Source organism: Pseudoalteromonas sp. SCSIO 43201 (assembly GCF_023716725.1).
Lineage (GTDB): Bacteria > Pseudomonadota > Gammaproteobacteria > Enterobacterales > Alteromonadaceae > Pseudoalteromonas > Pseudoalteromonas peptidolytica.
The window spans coordinates 1,498,142-1,517,546 of sequence record NZ_CP072683.1; the positions used below are offsets into that span (position 1 = coordinate 1,498,142).

Genomic DNA, 19,405 nt, shown 5'->3' on the forward strand with positions numbered 1-19,405 from the left:
TTCTCGCCTCAAAATAGACCACTTAATTAAGATAATTGGTATTAGATACAAAAAAGCCAGTCTACATAGACTGGCTTTTTATTTTTTACTTAATCAACCTGAGCTGGCGAGGCCATTTCGGCACTCGCTTTACCCATCGGTGACTTGGAGCCAACACCTAGGCCACTATTTGCAACTACTTCACGAAGCTCATGTGGCATTGCCGGTGGTATCTGTGCAATGACGTCGTCATTAACACCTTGAGCCTTGGTCATTGGCGCTGCGGCGGTTTGGTTAAAGCGAATACGGCTATAGGTCGTATCACCATTCGCATTATGCGGTGGGGTTTCTTTAACCGTTTCAGATGCTATTTCTGCTTGTGGTGCAACTTCTTCAACCGTTTCAGATGCTGCTTCCACCTGCGGTGCAACTTCCTCAGCGGTTTCAGGCGCAGCAGCTTCAGTTTGCGGTGCAACTTCCTCAGCGGTTTCAGGCGCTGCAGCTTCAGTTTGCGGTGTAACTTCCTGAGCGGTTTCAGGCGCTGCAGCTTCAGTTTGCGGTGCAACTTCTTCAGCGGTTTCAGGCGCTGCTTTTGCTTGCGGTGTCACTTCTTCAGCGGTTTCAGGCGCTGTTTTTGCTTGCGGTGTCACTTCTTCAGCGGTTTCAGGTGCTGCTTCAGTTTGCGGTGCCACTTTTTCAGCGGTTTCAGGTGCTGCTTCTGCTTGTGGTGCCACTTCTTCAGCGGTTTCAGGCGCTGCTTCAGTTTGCGGTGTCACTTCTTCAGCGGTTTCAGGCGCTGCTTCAGTTTGCGGTGTCACTTCTTCAGCGGTTTCAGGCGCTGCTTCAGTTTGCGGTGCAACTTCTTCAGCGGTTTCAGGCGCTGCTTCTGCTTGCGGTACCACTTCTTCAACTGACTTCGCTTTTAGCTCAGCCTCATATTCAGCGGCGGCTTGATCGGCAACTGGGATGAAAGCTGCTGACTGACCTTTTTCTGGTGTATCAGGACGGCGGCGACGTTGGCCTGCTGCTCTCAAATGACGAGGTGAACGTCTAGAACGTGTACGACCTTCTTTGTTCTCATCATCATTTTCTTCAGCAAGTTGCGGTGTTGGCGCCTCTGTGTCATTTACCTTGATAACTTCGTCAGCAGAAACTGTGGTATCAATTTCTGGCTGTGTCTCTTTGGCAGTCTCGTATTTTTCAGGCGTAGCGCTTTCGCTCACGACAGCTTCATGTTTTTCTGTTTTTTGTACCGTAGGCTTGGACTTTTTGTGTCTCTGCTTCGGCTCAGGCTTTTGCTCAGATACTGCTTTTTCAGGCTGTTCCAATGGCTTGACTTCAACTTTTACTTCTTCAGTTGGAGTTGGCTCTGCTACATTGCTCTGCTCTGCGTTTGTATCCTGTACACGCACTTTCTTACGCAGATTACGTCTTTGTCTACGAGGTTTAACTTTCGCTTCTTTGACCTGTGTTTCAGTGTTCGCTGTTTCATTTACCGATTCATCAACGGCTGACTTACTTGAACGGTTGGTCTTGTCTTGATCTTGACGCTTTCTGTTATTAGGGCGACGGCGCTTACGATTATCACCTCGTTGCTCGTTGCTGGTGTTTTCATCTTTCGCTTCAACAGCAGTTTCTTTCTGCGGTTCATTACGACGACGATTATTGTTGCGACGACGGTTATTATTACGACGACGATTATCGCGATTGTTCGTGTCACGAGCTGGCTTTTCTTCACTTGGCTTTGTTTCTTCTTGGCTGTCACCAGCAAAGAGATTTTTAATCCACTGGCCAATCTTTGCGAACAAACCGGCGCTGTCCTGAGTAGGTTTGGCTTCAGGCTTGCGTGCTTGTGGTTTTTCAGCTTGAGTTGGAGCTGGAGCCGGTGCATCAGGCATCACAACACCTTTGAGTACAGGCTCTTCTTTTACGTTTGCCTGTGGTTTTGCAACTTCAATAACCTCAGGCTCGGGCGTAATGATCTGCTCGTAGCTTGCAGCTTCGGTCGTTTCATCTTTACGAAGTCGAACTACTTCATAGTGAGGTGTTTCCATGTGCTGATTTGGAATAATAACAACATGACACTCGTGGCGCTTTTCGATGCGTTGGACAGAGCGGCGCTTTTCATTTAGCAGATACGCACCAACAGCAACAGGCACTTGTGCATTTACCTGTGCTGTGTTGTCTTTGATTGCTTCTTCCTCAATAAGACGCAGGATAGATAGAGCAATCGATTCGTTTGAGCGAATAGTACCTTGACCATCACAGCGAGGGCAAGTGTGTTGGCTCGCTTCACCAAGTGATGGACGTAAACGCTGGCGTGACATTTCTAACAGACCAAAACGAGAAATCTTGCCTATTTGCACGCGAGCGCGATCCGTGCGCACCGCTTCTTTCAAACGATTTTCTACTTCACGCTGATGGCGTGGAGGCGTCATGTCGATGAAATCGATAACAATTAAGCCACCAAGATCTCGCAAGCGTAATTGACGAGCAATTTCATCAGCGGCTTCTAAGTTGGTGTTCAGTGCCGTTTCTTCAATGTCGCCACCTTTCGTCGCTTTTGACGAGTTGATGTCGATAGAAGTTAGTGCTTCGGTAGGGTCTATCACAATTGAGCCACCAGAAGGTAAACGTACCTCTCGCTGGAAAGCTGACTCAATTTGACTCTCAATTTGATAGTGCGTAAATAGAGGCACATCGTTTTGATATAGCTTCACACGATTGATAAAGTCAGGACGAAAACGCTCTATGTGGGCTTTTGCTTCCTCAAAAACGCGAGGCTTGTCAATTAGAATTTCACCGATATCGCGACGTAGATAGTCTCGGATTGCACGGAAGATCACGTTACTTTCTTGGTGAATTAAGAAAGGTGCCTTACCGCTGTCTGCTGCATTCTGAATAGCTTCCCAGTGCACTAAAAGCGCTTTCAAGTCGTATTCTAGTTCTTCAAACGACTTTCCAACCCCTGCGGTACGAACAATTAGTCCCATACCTTTTGGTACGTTCAATCGGCTCAAGGCTTCTTTTAGCTCGATACGTTCATCACCCTCTATACGACGTGAAATACCGCCGGCTCTTGGGTTATTTGGCATTAGCACCAAGTAGCTACCAGCTACGCTGATAAAGGTGGTTAAGGCTGCACCTTTTTGGCCACGCTCTTCTTTATCAACTTGAACGATAACTTCTTGGCCTTCGCGGATCACATCTTTGATATTTGGACGACCATTGAATGTGTAACCGTCAGGGAAGTAAGTTTTCGCAATTTCTTTTAAAGGGAGGAATCCGTGACGCTCAGCGCCATAATCAACAAATGCGGCTTCTAGGGAAGGTTCGATACGGGTAATTTTACCCTTGTAAATGTTCGCTTTTTTCTGTTCGTGACCAGGGCTTTCTATATCTAAATCATACAGACGCTGGCCGTCAACCAGTGCTACGCGCATTTCTTCTTGCTGCGTTGCATTGATCAGCATACGTTTCATATTGTAATTCTCTACTCAATTTATTTACAGCGCCTAATACGTTTTCCAGCGACAGCATGTTACGCCTTGGATACTCCGGTTTAATGATGCAGTCTCACGACTGGGGAAAAGGAGTATATTCACAGTTTCCGCTTTAAATCAGGGTAAAATCACTGATTAACTGTTCGCTTCTTCACATTTATTGGTGTCGCTAAGTGGTCATGCACGGGCTAGTCATACTTGGTTTGACAAGTTTGGTCATCGCCATCTTTTGACTCAATTACTTTGCGACATTCACGAGTTGCGGCCTGCTATGCACGGGTATTATTGCAACGGTGGTCAGCGTATCAGACAAATTTTAATTTCTTGCTTTTTGGTTTTTTTCGTGTCCAGTCATTAAACGAAATATTACGCGCTTCGCATTGACTGTTCGCACGTGTTTATCTTAGATGCTCGATAAAAGCTTTGGAAATATTAGCTCTAATCTGTATGATCTGCCATCCAAGATGTGCATCACGATTGTTTTTGCGATAAAAAGCACCTCGCAAAAATTTGCGGGCTGATTATCCCACTAATAACGTCGAGATAGCAACTAAATTATTACTCAAATCAGTGATTAGGCAATGTCAGAAAAACCCGCATTAAAAGTTAGCTTTGTTACCGTGACCGAAGACCAAGAAGGTCAAAGGATTGATAACTTTTTAGTTACGCATTTGAAAGGGGTGCCAAAGAGCGCCGTATACAAGATCCTTCGCAAAGGGGAAGTGCGTGTTAATAAAAAGCGGGTAAAGCCGGTTTATAAGCTGCGGATGAACGATGAGATCCGCATCCCACCTGTACGTGTTGCAGAAAAAACAGAATTTGTACCTAAGAATCTTGATAAAGTGGCAAACCTTGAAGATGCGATTCTATATGAAGATAAGTATCTGATTGTTATAAATAAGCCAGCCGGTATGGCTGTGCATGGTGGTAGTGGACTGAGTTATGGCTTAATTGAAGCACTTCGAGCATTAAGACCACAAGAACAAAGCTTAGAACTGGTTCATCGCTTGGATAGAGATACATCAGGTTGTTTGTTGATTTCCAAACGTCGCGCGGTACTAAAAGGTCTCCATGAGCAATTAAGAGAAAAAACCATGGAGAAGAATTACTTGGCATTAGTTGCTGGGCAATGGGATGCAAAGCATAAAAACGTGACTGAGCCACTTCGTAAAAACACCCTAAAATCAGGTGAGCGTGTGGTGCGCGTTGATCACGAGCAGGGCAAGGCATCACATACACGATTTAGAGTTATAGAACGGTTTGAATCAGCAAGCTTAGTTCAAGCCTCTCCTGTGACAGGTAGAACGCATCAAATTCGCGTCCATACACAGTGTAAAGGCCATCCAATTGCATGTGATGATAAGTACGGTGATCAAGTGTTTGATCCACAGATGCGCGATATTGGTTTGAGCCGACTATTTTTACATGCCAAAGAGCTTAGGTTTATACACCCTAAAACAGAAACCACGCATCATGTTGAAGCGCCTTTGGATGCTGCACTGGAGTCATGTTTACAAAAACTAAGGAAATAGCATGCGCTATAAGTGTGTAATTTTTGATTGGGATGGTACGGTGATGGACTCAGTACCAAAAATTGTCAATACAATTCATTTGGCGGCAAAATCATGTGGTATTGCGCCCGTGAGCGATGAAATGGCAAAAAGTATTATTGGTTTGTCGCTACCTAAGGCCATGCAGGTACTATTTCCTCAGCATCATGAACAGGTAGATTCATTAGTCCAAGCGTATAAATATAGTTATTCAAATGAAGATGAGACGCCGTCACCTATTTTTGCTGGAGTTGAGTCATTATTAAACCAGCTTCGAGATAGAGGTGTGAAAATCGCGGTGGCCACAGGGAAAAGCAGGACGGGGCTGGATAGGTTGATGGCGCAATATGGCCTAACTGAGTATTTTGTTACAACAAGGACTGCATGCGAGGCTGAATCTAAACCCCATCCTGATATGTTGCTGCAAATTTTAGCAGAGCTCGGGGTCGACGCCCAACAGAGCGTTATGATTGGAGATTCAATCATTGATATGGAACTTGCCAAAAACGCCGGTATTGATGCGATTGGAATGACTCTGGGCGTGGCTTCCAAAGAGCAGTTATCGCAAACATCAGCGTGCCATATTTGTGATAACTACCAAGACCTCTCGCAAATATTACTGGCTTGATTGTTCAGCTAACACATCGACGCCAAACTCCAATAGCATTTTAGTTAATTGAATGAGTGGAAGACCGATAAGCGTATTTGGATCTTCCCCTTCTAGCTTGTCAAACAGGCAGATCCCTAGGCCTTCACTTTTAAAACTTCCTGCACAGTTATAGGGGGCTTCTGCATCACAGTAGTTGTTGATCTGCATTTGAGTCAGTTTTCGAAAATAAACGTGAAATGGCACTACGTTAGTAAGTGTTTTACCGCTTTGAATGTCAAAAACCGTCAAACCGGTCAAAAACGTTACGCGATTATTGCTAAACAAGCTTAGTTGCTTCACCGCGTTTTCCTTGTTATAAGGTTTTCCAAGGATCTCACCGTCAAAGAGTGCAACTTGGTCCGAACCAATGACAATACCTTTTTGATACTTTTTAATAGATGCTTGGGCTTTTAATTCACTCAGTCGAGCAACTAGTTGCTCTGCCGATTCATCTTCGCGCGCGCGCTCGTCTATATCTGGAGAAAATGACATAAAAGGCAGCATTAATTTTTTCAAAATTGACTGCCTAAATGGCGAACTAGAAGCTAGAATAAGAGGCGTTTTCATGGAATTTTTATCTCTGTGATAACATTGCCTACAGGATAAAGTGCAATAACGCGAAAAACAAAGGGAAAGTGTATTTTTACTTTGACTAACACAGTAACTATCTATATGATGCAGCCCCTATGCAAAAGGTGAAAATTCCCATCACTCTTGATCCATGCAGAGCAGCGCAACGTCGAGCATCTTATGACGGTGTTGTAACGCTCGAAGAACTTTCTCGATTGCAGCAAGTTGTGCAAGATCAAAGTAGTGAAATAGCGGTAGATATTCATTTCAACATCGACGAACAAGGTCTGGTGGTTGTGCAAGGCAAAGTCCAAGCGCATCTTACACTTGTGTGTCAGCGTTGTAATGATGAATTAGGGTTGGATTTGGAACAAGACTTTGCGTATTCGCCAGTCGGATTAGGTGCAGAGTCGGATGATCTTCCCGAGCGTTATGATGTATTGGAACTTGACGAAGAGGGTGAAGTTAATCTTAGACAACTAGTCGAAGACGAGCTATTACTCGCTATACCGATAGTACCTATGCATGATGAAGCGCAATGCTCTTATTCTGATGAGCCAAAGAGCTTTGGTGAAATTGAAGCAGAAGATAGCAAACCAAATCCATTTGATATTTTGAAACAACTTAAGAAAGATTCTTAGGAGAAGGCTAATGGCGGTACAAAAAAGCAAGAAGTCACGCGCACGTCGTGGTATGCGTCGTTCACACGATGCGATCAGTGGACCAGCTCTAACTGTAGATCAGGTTTCTGGCGAGACTCATCGTCGTCACCACGTGACTGCTGACGGTTACTACAAAGGCGTTAAAGTAATTTCTAACTAAGAGATTGCTTTATGCTGACCGATCTAACCATTGCGTTAGATATGATGGGGGGCGATTACGGCCCCCGTTCATCTATCCCTGCAGCTATCGCTGCCGTTCTTAAGCACCCGAATTTAAACCTCATTTTATGCGGTAATCAACAGGTTATCGAATCTGCACTCGCTAAAGCTAGTATGCTTGACCACCCCAGGTTGACCATTAGGCACTGTAAAGAAGTCGTCACAAATAGCTGTGAACCTGCTTCGGCACTTCGAAATAAAAAACATTCCTCCATGAGAGTAGCATTAGATTTAGTTAAATCTGGTGAAGCACAAGCTTGTGTCAGTTCTGGTAATACAGGTGCATTGTTTTTTATGGCGCACTATGTTTTGAAAATGCTACCAGGTATAAAGCGTCCAGCACTTATCTCTGCAGTTCCTACTGAAAAAAAACACCCTGTCTACTTATTAGACTTGGGGGCAAATGTGCATTGCGATCCAGAGACCTTGTATCAATTTGGCATTATGGGATCAGTGGTGGCAGGCCAGGCACTCAATATTGCAGAACCAAAAGTATGCTTACTTAATATTGGCTCTGAGGAAATTAAAGGTCACGATGGTATTAAGCAAGCTGCAAAATTAATGAAATCCTCTTCTGTTATTAACTACCAAGGCTATTGTGAAGGTAGTGATATGTTTTCAGGCAAGGCTGATGTGATTGTCTGTGAGGGCTTTGTGGGCAATGTCGCGCTAAAAACATGTGAAGGCATAGCCAAACTTATTATGCACAAGTTTAGTAAAGCGTTAAAAAAGCACTTTTTTTATAAAGCGTTGGCATTTTTACTCCGACCCGTTATAAAAAAATTGTACAAAAGGGTGAACCCCGACCAGTATAACGGTGCAAGTCTGGTAGGATTGCGCGGTATTGTTGTGAAAAGTCACGGAAATGCTACCAATAAGGCATTTTTGGCCGCAATTGAAGAAGCTGCACAAGAAGTTCAGCGTAAGATCCCTGAGAAGATCCAAGCGGTATTTGAACAAGTCGACACAGAAAAGCAACCGTCAGGTTCTCATTCTTAACGCTATGCAGTGACATGAGGACGTGGCGATAATAGAGAAGATAAGAGCACAGTATGTCACAAAAAATCGCATTATTTTTCCCCGGCCAAGGCTCGCAAAGCGTGGGTATGTTGTCCGAGTTACTTACATCTTCTGACACAGTTAAAGCAACCTTCGCTGAGGCCTCAGAAGCACTAGGCTATGATTTAGCTGAGTTAGTATTAAACGGCCCTGAGGAAGAATTAAATCAAACTCACCGTACTCAGCCTGCGTTATTAACTGCAAGCGTTGCTATTTTTAGAGCTTGGCAAGACCAAGGTATTGACGCTGAGTTAACACTAGCTGGCCATAGTTTAGGTGAATATTCTGCGTTAGTGTGTGCAGATGTTTTACCTCTTACTGATGCCGTAAAATTAGTGGAAAAGCGTGGTTTATACATGCAGGAAGCTGTTCCAGCAGGTACTGGTTCTATGGCTGCAATTATTGGTTTGGATGATGACGTGATTGCTCAAGTTTGTGTTGAATCTGCACTGGGTGACGTTGTTTCACCGGTAAACTATAACTCCCCAGGGCAAGTAGTTATTGCGGGTCACGTTGAAGCAGTTAATCGCGCATCTGAAGCATGTAAAGAAGCCGGAGCCAAACGAGCGTTACCGCTTGCAGTCAGCGTACCATCTCATTGTGCATTAATGAAACCGGCTGCTGATAAATTAGCAAAAGACTTAGCGTCGCTAACATTCTCTGAACCTAAATTTGCTGTGATCAACAACGTCGATGTTACAGTCGAAAAAGATGCAGCAGCGATAAAAGAGGCGCTGATCCGCCAGCTTTATAGTCCGGTGAGATGGACTGAGACGGTTCAAAAAGTTGCTAAAGAGGGTATTACTACGGCATTTGAGTTTGGCCCAGGCAAAGTGATCACAGGCTTAGTGAAGCGTATAGATCGTTCAGTATCGTGCGCATCGGTAAATGATTTGGCCTCAATTGAAGCCACAAAATAAGAACGAGAACATTATGAGTAATTTATTTTCTTTAGAAGGTAAGGTAGTACTGGTTACAGGTGCAAGCCGAGGTATTGGTAAAGCAATCGCTAATGCTTTGATTGCCCAAGGCGCAAAAGTTGCAGGTACCGCAACTAGCGAGTCTGGTGCCGAGCGCATCTCTGAATACTTAGGTGATAACGGTAAAGGTTATGCGCTGAACGTGACAGATGCCGACTCAATCGCAGCAACTTTATCAGCAATTAAAGAAGATTTGGGCGATATTGATGTATTAGTAAATAATGCTGGTATCACCCGCGATAACTTGTTGATGCGAATGAAAGATCAAGAGTGGGATGATATTATCGACACTAACTTGTCATCTATTTTCCGCTTATCAAAAGCAGTACTTCGCCCAATGATGAAGAAGAAAAACGGCCGCATCATTAACATCGGGTCAGTTGTGGGTACGATGGGGAATGCAGGTCAAGCCAACTATGCTGCAGCAAAAGCCGGCGTAATTGGTTTTACGAAATCATTAGCGCGTGAGGTTGCATCTCGCGGTATTACAGTAAATACTGTAGCGCCTGGTTTTATCCAAACAGACATGACAGATGAGCTAACTGATGAGCAAAAGGCAGCGACCCTAGCAAATGTTCCAGCGGGTCGTTTAGGGCAGCCTGACGAAATTGCCGCAGCTGTCGTTTATTTAGCATCAGACGCAGCAGCTTATGTCTCTGGAGAAACATTGCACGTCAATGGTGCAATGTACATGGTTTAACGAGCTAAGATCACAAATTAATTGAATTTTTTGTGATCTTGTCGACAACTTACTTGAAATCGTCGTGAAAATAGGCGATAAAAAGATTTAAAGCTTTGTAACAGGTTTGACCAGAAAAAAAAGTACGGGTCAATCCTTGAATCCCAGAATGATGCGTCGTAAACTGCGCCGCAATCTGAAAATTAACGCAGTAGCGTTTAAATAAAGGAAAGAAGAATGAGCGACATCCAAGAACGCGTAAAGAAAATTATTGTAGAACAACTAGGTGTTAAAGAAGAAGAAGTAAAATCTGAAGCGTCTTTTGTTGACGATTTAGGTGCTGACTCTCTAGACACAGTTGAGCTTGTAATGGCGCTAGAAGAAGAGTTTGATACTGAGATCCCTGATGAAGAAGCAGAGAAAATTACTACTGTTCAAGCAGCGATCGACTACGTTACTGCTCACGCTGAGTAACTAGCTTTTCTATTAGGGCAGCACTCGCTGCCCTAACTCTTTCTAGACCCCCCTTTACTATAATAATCCCTTTTTGGAGGACACCGTGGCTAAACGTCGAGTCGTAGTAACTGGCTTAGGTATGTTGACGCCGCTGGGTAATGATGTTGAATCTACCTGGCAGGGCTTATTAGAAGGCCGTAGTGGCATTCGCAATATCACGCATTTTGACACAGAAGGTTTCGGAACTAAGTTTGCAGGTTTAGTGAACGACTTTGATGTCACTGAATATATTTCCCCTAAAGATGCTAAAAAAATGGATGTCTTCATCCAGTATGGCATCGCTGCCGGCGTTCAAGCACTAAAAGATTCAGGGCTTGAAGTGAACGATGAAAATGCAGCCAGAGTTGGTGTGGCAATTGGTTCGGGGATCGGCGGGCTAACGTTGATCGAAGAAAACCACAAGAAACTATTAAATAGTGGCCCACGTAAGCTGTCTCCGTTTTATGTACCTTCAACTATCATCAATATGATTTCTGGTCACTTGTCTATCATGCATGGACTGAGAGGCCCTAATATTTCTATTGTGACAGCATGTACTACAGGTCTTCACAATATTGGCCATGCGGCACGTATGATTGCGTACGGTGATGCTGATGCGATGGTTGCAGGTGGAGCTGAAAAAGCATCGACTCCAATTGGAATGGGTGGTTTTAGTGCAGCACGGGCATTGTCTACACGCAATGACGATCCTCAAGGGGCGTCTCGTCCTTGGGACAAAGATCGTGATGGATTTGTGCTTGCCGATGGAGCTGGCGTAATAGTGCTTGAAGAGTATGAGCACGCTAAAGCACGTGGAGCTAAAATTTATGCTGAGTTAGTTGGCTTTGGCATGAGTGGTGATGCTTATCATATGACGTCGCCACCAGAAGACGGTGCCGGGGCTGCTCAAGCGATGGTCAATGCACTAAATGACGCGGGAGTAAACGCATCACAGGTTGGCTATATTAATGCGCATGGCACATCTACCCCAGCAGGCGATATAGCAGAAACACATGCGGTGAAATCTGTGTTTGGGTCGGCTGCAAAAGATGTCATGGTTAGTTCGTCTAAATCAATGATGGGTCACTTGCTAGGAGCAGCTGGCTCTGTAGAGTCAATTATTTCGATCCTGGCGTTGCAAGACCAGAAGGTAACGCCAACCATTAATTTAGATAATCCAGAGGAAGGATGTGATCTAGATTATGTGCCTCACACAGCGCGTGATGCAAAGTTAGAATATACATTATGTAACTCATTTGGTTTCGGTGGTACAAATGGTTCATTGCTTTTTAAAAAGGTATAGATGAACCTTAGTAACTGAATACAAAAAAGGTTATGATAAAAAAGCTCGGCGTTGCCGAGCTTTTTTATGTTTGCGTATTTGGTTTTGTGAAAGGGTACGAAAATTGGAAAATCAGCAGCTTTTTTTTAATAATGACAGAGGGTTAGCATATGGTGATGGTTTTTTCACCACAGCTTTAGTCTGCAATGGTCGTATTGAGCTGTGGCCACTTCATGTAAAGAGGTTAGTGCAATGTCAGCAGCGTTTAGATTTTCCTGAGCTGAACCTCGAAGCACTTGAGCGCTTGGTTTATGAGCGAATAAAAGGTGAAACAAAGGCCGTATTAAAAATTCTCATTACACGAGGATGTGGTGGCCGAGGCTATCAAGCTCCACAATCACCCACGCCCAGTTTTAGCATCCAAGTGCTACCATTTCCAGAGAGTTACAGTAAATGGCAGCAACATGGTATCGAGACCGTGCTAAGTCGAGTTCAGTTGGGGATTCAACCTTTATTAGCAGGCCTCAAAACGTTAAATCGATTAGAGCAAGTGTTGATTAAACAAGATGCGCAAACGCTGGAATGTGATGATGTCATCGTTACTGACATCAATGGCAGCGTTATCGAATCGTCTGCGGCAAATATTATCGTAATTAAAAACAACCGAGTGTACACGCCAAATCTCGCAAATTCAGGTATTAAAGGTGTATTTCTGACATCTCTTGAAAGCCAAGTTGATATTACTGTGGCTGATATAGACCTTGAGTTCTTGCAATTAGCAGATGGTATATTTATCTGTAACAGCTTGATTGAGCTTGTGCCGATAATAAGGTTTGAGCAGCAGTGTTTTGACATAGAGTATTTGTTGACGCTAAAAAAACAGATCTTAGGGATGAGTTCTTAATGAAAAAGTGGTTGTGTATTCTAATATTTGCGATTTTAATGGGGTCGTGGTGGTTCTTAGAAAAAGTAAATCAAGTCAAATTTGAACGGCTCAACATTTCGGATAAGTTTGTAGAGATAAAGCCGGGACAAACCTTTACCCAGTTATGCCACCAATGGCAGAAAAATGGTGCGTTGTCTCATTGTTTACCTTACCAGCTGTATAGCAAATTAATACCAAAGCTGTTTGCGTTACAGTCAGGAGTGTATGCGCTAAAAGGGTTAACGGTACTTGAGGCTGTGGCTAAAGTGAGTCGCGGTGAACAACATCGTTTTAGCTTTACTATTATTGAAGGCACGCCAATCTGGGAAGTTGAGAAAAAGCTTAGTGATGCGCCTTACTTAAATCAAGACATCGATAATTTGAGCAGCCAACTAATGCTGGACTATGGCTCCGTTGAGGGATGGCTCTACCCCGACACATATTACTATCATGGTTTTGATTCTGCTTTGGGGTTACTAAAACGAGCGCGTGATAAAATGCAAGCTGTACTACAACATGAATGGCAAAATAGAGCGAGTGACTTGCCGTTAAAAACGCCTTACGAAGCGTTGATCTTAGCCTCAATTATTGAAAAAGAAACTGGTTTGCACGAAGAGAGAAAGAAAGTTGCATCGGTATTTATCAATCGATTAAAAAAGGGTATGCGTCTACAGACTGATCCCACCATTATTTACGGTATTGGTGAGGGGTTTGATGGCGATATTAAACGTAAGGATATTCGGCAAAAGACGCCCTACAACACCTACCGTATTGATGGCTTACCACCGACGCCAATCGCTATGCCATCGGAAGCTTCAATACATGCAGCATTACATCCTCAAAAGACGGACTATCTTTATTTTGTGGCTACTGGAAATGGCGGTCACTATTTCTCAAAAACACTAGCAGAGCACAATAAAGCGGTACAAAATTATATTTTAAACAAGCAAAATAGCCGTTAATAAATAATGAGTTAGCACTTTTTGTTGCTAACTCTTCCATGTGATTTGCTAGCAATGTCTAGTTGAACGGTATAATTAAGAGAGTTATTAGGCGCGATTGAGTGTTTGAAGCCATGTAATCGCGTCGTTGTAATTTTCAAAGTTTTTAATAGTAAGCCCATGCTTTTCGGCAAACGCCTCGATGAGCCCACTTTTGGTATCAGTAGGAGAGATAACTCTAGCGAGTGCTATATTATCAACAACTTGATTGAGTTTTTGAAGTACATTCAACACGCTCGGATAATCATAAGTAATATGTAATTGTGATACATCAATTACCAAACAGTTTAGTTTGTTGGATTTTAGTGCCAAACCCAGGTTTTTGTACATATTGATAATATTTACTTCAACACATTCACCATAGGCGGCTGCGTGGATTAGCTTCTCTTTATTATCAATTGTTGCCCGGTAAGAGAATTTTGCCATGCTGTATCACACCTTTTATCTATATAAATAAAAGGATAGTTCAATTCGCTTGTGATACCAGCATGGAATGTATGGGATCATAGTTAAATGACCTTGTCCGACGATATTTTTTAGGTCATACCAATTATTTTAATTAAAAGATCTATTTTGAGTCGAAAAACCTTGTTGATAACATCGCTAAAGCGTCGTACTAATGCCGAGGTGCCTACCGCCATGCAGACAAGGCAAAAGTTTTGCTATTTAGTTGTTCTAAATAAGAGATTTTTAACGCAGTTAGCGTTACATTGATACTCTCTCAAATTGAGCGAGTATCAAAAAGGCTAATTGGTATCATATCAATGATTGTGCTACTTCAGCGATTTTTTGTCGCAACCATATATGGCTGGCATCACGATGTAGTAGTGGACTCCAAATCATATCTAGCTCAAATGGTGGGATAGGAAAGGGCGGCTCCAAGACCGATAAAGTTGGATCATCACGATATATGTTGGCTGCTTTTGAAGGCAAAGTAGCAACTAAGTTTTGTTCTTTAGCAAGATGTATCGCGACGTGATAATTACGAGTAAAGGTTGCAATGTTTCGGTGCTTGCCAAAATGGGCAAGAGCTTCATCAACCCACCCAAGCTTTTGTACGTCAGCAGGATCCATCCCAACACCAACGCCAAACCCAGTTTTACTTACCCAAATATGACGTGACTTAAGATACGCATCCAAAGTAAAGTTAGCAATAATTGGATTATCAGATTTTACAAGGCAGCAAAAGCTATCTTTCCAAATTCGTTTATGATGAAACGACTGTGGGAGGTTTTCAAAGCGATTAATTGCCATATCAACTTTCCCATTTTCAACGTCATGGAAGGTAACGTCACTGGGTGTGAGGATGTCTAGTGTAGTGTCTGGCGCCTCTTCATGAAGCTTATTGAGTAGTTTAGGGGCAAGCGTGCTTGCAGCATAGTCGCTCGCCATAATGCGAAATACGCGATTGCTGCTAGCCGCTTCAAACTCTCTGTTAGGTGCTAGCGTTTCTTCCAACGTCATTAAGATACCACGGATAACAGGCTGTAGCTCTAAAGCGCGCTCAGTTGGAACCATTCCTTCACTGGTGCGAACTAAAATTGGGTCATTAAAAAGGTTTCTGAGGCGTTTTAAACCATTACTCATAGCTGGCTGTGTAATGCTAAGTTGGTTTGCTGCACGCGTCACATTACATTCTCGAAGTAGTGTATCGAGATAAACCAGCAAGTTAAGATCAATTTTACTAATGTTCACTCAGGGATTCCTTTATGTTATTTTTCTTTTTTGGCCATTTGTAGGAAGCGATTTTTTTGTGGGTAAGGGTAAATATGCTTTACGGCTTTTTCACGTATATCACGTTGCGCTTGTTGCCAAAATACGACCTCAGCCAAATCAGGGTGATGGTTCAGAAACATTTCTCTTAGTTTAGGATTTGTCAGAACAAATGTACACAGTTGTTCTGGAAAGACATCCTGAGGGGCGCTAGAAATATCCCCAGAGTCGTACATGGTTTCAATGCCCTGTTTGGGTAATGCTCGAAAATTCATCTCGGTTAAGTACTGTACTTCATCATAATCATAAAAAATTACCCTGTGATGTTTACTGACGCCGAAGTTTTTTAACAGCATATCGCCAGGAAAGATATTAACGGCCAGCATTTCTTTGAGTGCATTACCGTAATCTTTAATGACTTGCTCACAGGTTGAATCATCAGCTTGCTGCACAAACAGGTTGAGTGGTGTAATGCGACGCTCGATATATAGGTGCGTGATTACCAAGTTCTCACCTTCGACCCTGATGCTATTAGAGATTGATGTTAACAGCAATTGGTAGAGCTGTGGTGAAAATCGTGCAACTGGTATAACAACGTCAGAATACTCGATGGTATCAGCCATCCGACCCACTCTATCATGACGTTTTACCAACTGGTAACGCTGCAGTACAGTATCTTTGGTAAAGGGCTTACTTTCAGGAAACTTATCTCTGATCACCTTAAATACGTAAGGGAAGCTGGGGAGTGTGAAAACCATCATCACCATACCAGGTGTACCCGCTGCTACTTCAAATAACTCTTCAGAATTGTCTAGGTGTTGTAAAAACTCTCGGTAAAATTCGGTTTTACCTTGCTTGTGAAAGCCAATTGCGTTGTAAAGTTCAGCCTTTGTTTTATTTGGCATTAGCTGATTTAAGAATTTAACCAGTGCAGAGGGGGCATGTGTTTCTACTAGAAAATAAGCGCGTGCGAAGCCAAAAATAACTCGCATCTGTGAACTGTTTGTTAGTAAAGCATCTATCAATAGTTTGCCATTTTCAGTATGTAAAATGGAGATGATAAACGGCTGTACTCCAGATTTAGAGACTACTCTTCCTACGATATAAGCTCCTTTATTACGATAAAAAGGCGCATTTAGGATGTCAAAGCGCATCAGGTGTGCTTGATGATGGGTATTAGGCGCTTGTTTCAAAAATGCTTTTACGAGTAATCGAATGTCACGATCCAAATCTTCAAATTCACAGTGAAAGTCTATTTGCTCAATCATTTTCTTTATCGTTGGTTTCAATCCATTCACAACAGGAAAATAACTACGATACTCGGCTTCAACGGGAAGGGAGGTTGCATTTGCGAGCTGGGTTTCGACAAAAATAAAATCACTGTTGTAATAGCGACGATGGAATAATCTACAAAAAACAGAGTTATAGAAGGTTTCAGCAAGTTCAGGCTGAGGATGAAAAGTTAAGCGTTCGAGATAGGCTTGTTTTACTTGGTACCACAGTGTTTCGTTGAGCTGAGTTGAGCGATAAAGCTGCATGAGTTTGTGTGCGGTTTCATCGACTTTACTGTCGTATTGACTGATCCTTGCTTTACTAATTCTCTCTATTTCCCCCCAGTTTTGCTTAGCAAACGCAAAAGGCGCCAATTTAGTGATTTTTACGAAAGCTTGATAGTGATTTTGAAAGCCGGACAAAATCTGCTCAGCCAATTGCTGTGCTTGCATATACATCCCTCATAAATACGCATTGTGAGATAGCTTCACTTTACAAGGGAATGTATAAAAAGTCATCTGGTAATACCAGTTTTGGCCAAAGTTAATTTAACGAAGTTACAACATTAGTTAGTCTTCGTAGCTCTTTAATCGCTTTTCTAATTTTGAAATTTCTTTCTCTAGGTTTTTTAATGCCTTGGCATGTGACTTATTAATGGCTTTGATTTTCTTGGTGACTTGCCGGACTCGCTCCTTACGTCTATCTTCACTCATCAATTTTGTTAGTTTTTCTTGCTCCTCTCTAACAGCTGTGTCTCGTTTTCTATTTAAAATTGCTCTTTCGTGGTTTTTTGCTCGAAGAGCATGTTTTGTTCTTTTTATGATTTGTGCGCGTTCAATATTATTAAGCGCTTTATAATGTTGCTCAGAGGGCACAGTGGCTTTGGGATCAGTTGTTGTTATGGTATGTTGTGTAGCGTCAACTGAGCAGGGAAACTGGCTGAAAACAGCGCCTTTGCTAGTTGTACATTTAAAGTATTTTACGGTTTCTGCGCGTCCGAATAAGGGCAGAAATAGTAATATAACCTTGATAAGCGATTTCATACGGCATCCCTGCGGTTTAAAAGATAATTTAACCATAGATGACGACAGCATTACTTCAAGATCATTGCGCTTCTGGTGTCGTGAATTTTTTTAATGTCTTGATACTTTGAATTAAAAAAGGGATATCTAAGTTGCCATTTAATACAAAGCCTTCTTTTGCTGACATTTGTTTAAAGTTACCATCTTGATCCACTAATGTAATTTTATCTTTTTTGAAGGCTACGAGCACACCTTGAGTAAAGTTAACGCCCTCTGCATGACTGCGCGTTTTAACATTAGAGCCAAGCATTCCTTGTTGTGCCAAAGGAGCACAGCCAAATACTGAGCTTATAGCGGTGTAGGTAATATCATGAGGTTGCATAAGCCCACTTACTTTCGCGTACAAGTTAATGTTCGTAAACGCCGAACTAGTTAGGATGGTTGAGCGATGCGTGCTCAAGTCGAGTGCGATAAACGGTTTACTTAAATCAATAGGTGTCTTGCTGTTAGCTTCAACTATGGCGAGCTTAGCTTCAGCTTTTGTTGGGATGAACGTAAATTCACCACTAGACTTTACACTCAATAAGTTGTTATTTAACGACCAAATAGGAACTTGTTGTTGTACTAAAATGGACTCTTTGTAGTAGCTTGGAAGTCCATAAATAAGACTAAATAAGGCGTCGCTAGAGTTTCCGGCTCTAAGCACTGAGTCTAATTCAAAGATGCTATGATTATCGCTTTGCAGCGTATTTGATGCTATTTGCTGATATGACTGAGCGTCATTATACGCATAGATAGTCATTGTTTGTTGAGTGTTGGGTTGACACTCAGCAGCGATGATTGGTGCGCTATATTTGGAATGCGCGCTGCCAACATTTAAAGCGTGAGCTTCTTCATACCTTTCTATATCCAACAGGTCATGCCTTGCAAGTAAGCTTTTTGCTGTTGTCGGGTAAGATAGCGGCAGCACGTTATCTTGCTTCGTTATATCAAAAAACGCGTTGGCATCAGCCCAAATGTGAAGGCTATGGCTCAGCGCAAAGCAAGTTACAATTGTACCGGTTGCGTAGCGTGGGAAGGTATATGATTTTAACTCAGCCAAATGTCGCCAGGCATAATTACCTGCCAGTAACTCAAAGGTAAGTATCAAGGCCAAAATTAAAAATGCAATAATGAGGCTGAATGTTGAAGAGCCAACGAGTGTTTCCCATAAGAGCACAAATATGTCTGGTAATGACGAGGGGTTGATATGATACCCCAGCTGCAAGTATACAAATGCGTCAATGGTTAACACGACAATGCCTAACGTGGCAATAAATGCGGCCATCCCCCTTATATGTCGTGGATAAGGAAAAACTAGGCTCAGCGGGAAAATGGTTAATACAAACGCACAAAAGGTGATAAAGCTGGTGTGGCTTATCCACGTGATCAGCATATAAAACCAGCCGACAAACGTACTTGGTGCTTTGTCAGCGAATAAATAAACTGAGCTTATCAGCAAAACCAAGCCAATATTTGCAAAGGTAAACCAATGTCCCCAGCTTAATAATTGACTTGCTTTCGATGAAAAAGGGCTGTGCGGTGTAAGGTTCATTCCGTTACTTTACTGATTGAGTAAGCGCTTTAGCAAAATTTTCAGCAACAGATTGTCTCTTATTCTCTGGAACATGCTCTTTTATAATGTGCGTGATAGAATTACCTAAACACATCAAGCTAAGATCAACTGGTGCGTTTTGCGAGCTTAATACATTAATTAATTGGTCAACAATTTCTTCTACTTGTTTATTGGAATACTTTGATTGGATAGGCATCAGTTGGTTCAATTTATAAAAGCAATAATTTTTA

General features: G+C 42.6%; 19 protein-coding genes. 11 read left to right on the plus strand and 8 right to left on the minus strand.

The window, feature by feature from the left end:
• Positions 1-89 precede the first annotated feature (89 nt).
• Positions 90-3,461 carry a ribonuclease E gene (rne, locus tag J8Z24_RS06430; RefSeq protein WP_252095482.1) on the minus strand — a complete coding sequence of 1,124 codons (3,372 nt, stop codon included), beginning with the start codon at positions 3,459-3,461 and terminating at the stop codon, positions 90-92.
• A 602-nt stretch (positions 3,462-4,063) separates the two neighbouring features.
• Here rne and rluC point away from each other — a divergent pair.
• Positions 4,064-5,014 (plus strand): 23S rRNA pseudouridine(955/2504/2580) synthase RluC, encoded by a 951-nt coding sequence (gene rluC, locus J8Z24_RS06435; protein WP_252095483.1) that lies wholly within the window; start codon positions 4,064-4,066, stop codon positions 5,012-5,014.
• 1 nt (position 5,015) lies between these two features.
• Positions 5,016-5,660: an HAD family hydrolase gene (locus tag J8Z24_RS06440; RefSeq protein WP_147389586.1), complete on the plus strand. Its 645-nt coding sequence runs from the start codon at positions 5,016-5,018 to the stop codon at positions 5,658-5,660.
• On the opposite strand, the gene J8Z24_RS06445 is transcribed toward J8Z24_RS06440, so the two are convergent.
• Positions 5,649-6,248, minus strand: coding sequence for a Maf family protein (locus tag J8Z24_RS06445; protein ID WP_252095484.1), 600 nt, complete (start codon positions 6,246-6,248; stop codon positions 5,649-5,651). The two genes, J8Z24_RS06440 and J8Z24_RS06445, sit on opposite strands and share 12 nt — an antisense overlap.
• A 119-nt stretch (positions 6,249-6,367) precedes the next feature.
• Between J8Z24_RS06445 and yceD the strand changes: the two genes are divergently transcribed.
• From yceD to mltG, 9 genes are all read left to right on the plus strand, one after another.
• Positions 6,368-6,892, plus strand: coding sequence for a 23S rRNA accumulation protein YceD (yceD, locus tag J8Z24_RS06450; protein WP_125253884.1), 525 nt, complete (start codon positions 6,368-6,370; stop codon positions 6,890-6,892).
• 10 nt (positions 6,893-6,902) lie between these two features.
• A complete protein-coding gene (gene rpmF, locus J8Z24_RS06455) occupies positions 6,903-7,073 on the plus strand; it encodes a 50S ribosomal protein L32 (RefSeq protein WP_070985127.1) in 171 nt (56 codons plus the stop codon).
• Between the two features lie 11 nt (positions 7,074-7,084).
• Complete coding sequence (gene plsX / locus J8Z24_RS06460) at positions 7,085-8,131, plus strand: phosphate acyltransferase PlsX (RefSeq protein ID WP_125253010.1); 1,047 nt, start codon at positions 7,085-7,087, stop codon at positions 8,129-8,131.
• Positions 8,132-8,184: 53 nt separating this feature from the next.
• The gene (fabD, locus tag J8Z24_RS06465) at positions 8,185-9,111 is read left to right on the plus strand and encodes an ACP S-malonyltransferase (RefSeq protein WP_128731018.1); all 927 of its coding nucleotides are present in this window, start codon (positions 8,185-8,187) and stop codon (positions 9,109-9,111) included.
• Positions 9,112-9,124: 13 nt separating this feature from the next.
• Positions 9,125-9,871, plus strand: coding sequence for a 3-oxoacyl-ACP reductase FabG (gene fabG / locus J8Z24_RS06470; protein ID WP_128731017.1), 747 nt, complete (start codon positions 9,125-9,127; stop codon positions 9,869-9,871).
• A gap of 216 nt (positions 9,872-10,087) precedes the next feature.
• Positions 10,088-10,324, plus strand: coding sequence for an acyl carrier protein (gene acpP / locus J8Z24_RS06475; protein WP_010374019.1), 237 nt, complete (start codon positions 10,088-10,090; stop codon positions 10,322-10,324).
• Positions 10,325-10,409: 85 nt separating this feature from the next.
• Entirely contained in the window at positions 10,410-11,648 is a 1,239-nt protein-coding gene (fabF, locus tag J8Z24_RS06480) for a beta-ketoacyl-ACP synthase II (RefSeq protein WP_176031839.1), read from the plus strand.
• Positions 11,649-11,751: 103 nt separating this feature from the next.
• Positions 11,752-12,531: an aminodeoxychorismate lyase gene (gene pabC / locus J8Z24_RS06485; RefSeq protein WP_252095485.1), complete on the plus strand. Its 780-nt coding sequence runs from the start codon at positions 11,752-11,754 to the stop codon at positions 12,529-12,531.
• Complete coding sequence (mltG, locus tag J8Z24_RS06490) at positions 12,531-13,514, plus strand: endolytic transglycosylase MltG (protein ID WP_176031838.1); 984 nt, start codon at positions 12,531-12,533, stop codon at positions 13,512-13,514. Before pabC ends, mltG begins: the two co-directional genes overlap by 1 nt.
• Before the next feature lie 87 nt (positions 13,515-13,601).
• Here the strand turns inward: mltG and J8Z24_RS06495 are convergent, their stop codons facing one another.
• The 6 genes from J8Z24_RS06495 to J8Z24_RS06520 all read right to left on the minus strand — a co-directional run bounded on the left by J8Z24_RS06495 (position 13,602) and on the right by J8Z24_RS06520 (position 19,371).
• Positions 13,602-13,979: a hypothetical protein gene (locus J8Z24_RS06495; RefSeq protein ID WP_128732157.1), complete on the minus strand. Its 378-nt coding sequence runs from the start codon at positions 13,977-13,979 to the stop codon at positions 13,602-13,604.
• Between the two features lie 330 nt (positions 13,980-14,309).
• The gene (locus tag J8Z24_RS06500; protein ID WP_125252956.1) at positions 14,310-15,248 is read right to left on the minus strand and encodes a LysR family transcriptional regulator; all 939 of its coding nucleotides are present in this window, start codon (positions 15,246-15,248) and stop codon (positions 14,310-14,312) included.
• 17 nt (positions 15,249-15,265) lie between these two features.
• Entirely contained in the window at positions 15,266-16,990 is a 1,725-nt protein-coding gene (gene aceK, locus J8Z24_RS06505; protein WP_128732158.1) for a bifunctional isocitrate dehydrogenase kinase/phosphatase, read from the minus strand.
• Positions 16,991-17,107: 117 nt separating this feature from the next.
• Complete coding sequence (locus J8Z24_RS06510; protein WP_128732159.1) at positions 17,108-17,581, minus strand: DUF4124 domain-containing protein; 474 nt, start codon at positions 17,579-17,581, stop codon at positions 17,108-17,110.
• A 61-nt stretch (positions 17,582-17,642) separates the two neighbouring features.
• Positions 17,643-19,154 carry a DUF3413 domain-containing protein gene (locus J8Z24_RS06515; RefSeq protein ID WP_176031837.1) on the minus strand — a complete coding sequence of 504 codons (1,512 nt, stop codon included), beginning with the start codon at positions 19,152-19,154 and terminating at the stop codon, positions 17,643-17,645.
• Between the two features lie 4 nt (positions 19,155-19,158).
• Positions 19,159-19,371, minus strand: coding sequence for a YejL family protein (locus J8Z24_RS06520; RefSeq protein WP_125252959.1), 213 nt, complete (start codon positions 19,369-19,371; stop codon positions 19,159-19,161).
• Between the last annotated feature and the right edge of the window lie 34 nt (positions 19,372-19,405).

Coding starts and splice junctions, on each gene's coding strand:
- rne (WP_252095482.1), bottom strand. CDS start 3,461: ATGAAACGTATGCTGATCAATGCAACGCAGCAAGAAGAAATGCGCGTA.
- rluC (WP_252095483.1), top strand. CDS start 4,064: ATGTCAGAAAAACCCGCATTAAAAGTTAGCTTTGTTACCGTGACCGAA.
- J8Z24_RS06440 (WP_147389586.1), top strand. CDS start 5,016: ATGCGCTATAAGTGTGTAATTTTTGATTGGGATGGTACGGTGATGGAC.
- J8Z24_RS06445 (WP_252095484.1), bottom strand. CDS start 6,248: ATGAAAACGCCTCTTATTCTAGCTTCTAGTTCGCCATTTAGGCAGTCA.
- yceD (WP_125253884.1), top strand. CDS start 6,368: ATGCAAAAGGTGAAAATTCCCATCACTCTTGATCCATGCAGAGCAGCG.
- rpmF (WP_070985127.1), top strand. CDS start 6,903: ATGGCGGTACAAAAAAGCAAGAAGTCACGCGCACGTCGTGGTATGCGT.
- plsX (WP_125253010.1), top strand. CDS start 7,085: ATGCTGACCGATCTAACCATTGCGTTAGATATGATGGGGGGCGATTAC.
- fabD (WP_128731018.1), top strand. CDS start 8,185: ATGTCACAAAAAATCGCATTATTTTTCCCCGGCCAAGGCTCGCAAAGC.
- fabG (WP_128731017.1), top strand. CDS start 9,125: ATGAGTAATTTATTTTCTTTAGAAGGTAAGGTAGTACTGGTTACAGGT.
- acpP (WP_010374019.1), top strand. CDS start 10,088: ATGAGCGACATCCAAGAACGCGTAAAGAAAATTATTGTAGAACAACTA.
- mltG (WP_176031838.1), top strand. CDS start 12,531: ATGAAAAAGTGGTTGTGTATTCTAATATTTGCGATTTTAATGGGGTCG.
- J8Z24_RS06495 (WP_128732157.1), bottom strand. CDS start 13,979: ATGGCAAAATTCTCTTACCGGGCAACAATTGATAATAAAGAGAAGCTA.
- aceK (WP_128732158.1), bottom strand. CDS start 16,990: ATGCAAGCACAGCAATTGGCTGAGCAGATTTTGTCCGGCTTTCAAAAT.
- J8Z24_RS06510 (WP_128732159.1), bottom strand. CDS start 17,581: ATGAAATCGCTTATCAAGGTTATATTACTATTTCTGCCCTTATTCGGA.
- J8Z24_RS06515 (WP_176031837.1), bottom strand. CDS start 19,154: ATGAACCTTACACCGCACAGCCCTTTTTCATCGAAAGCAAGTCAATTA.
- J8Z24_RS06520 (WP_125252959.1), bottom strand. CDS start 19,371: ATGCCTATCCAATCAAAGTATTCCAATAAACAAGTAGAAGAAATTGTT.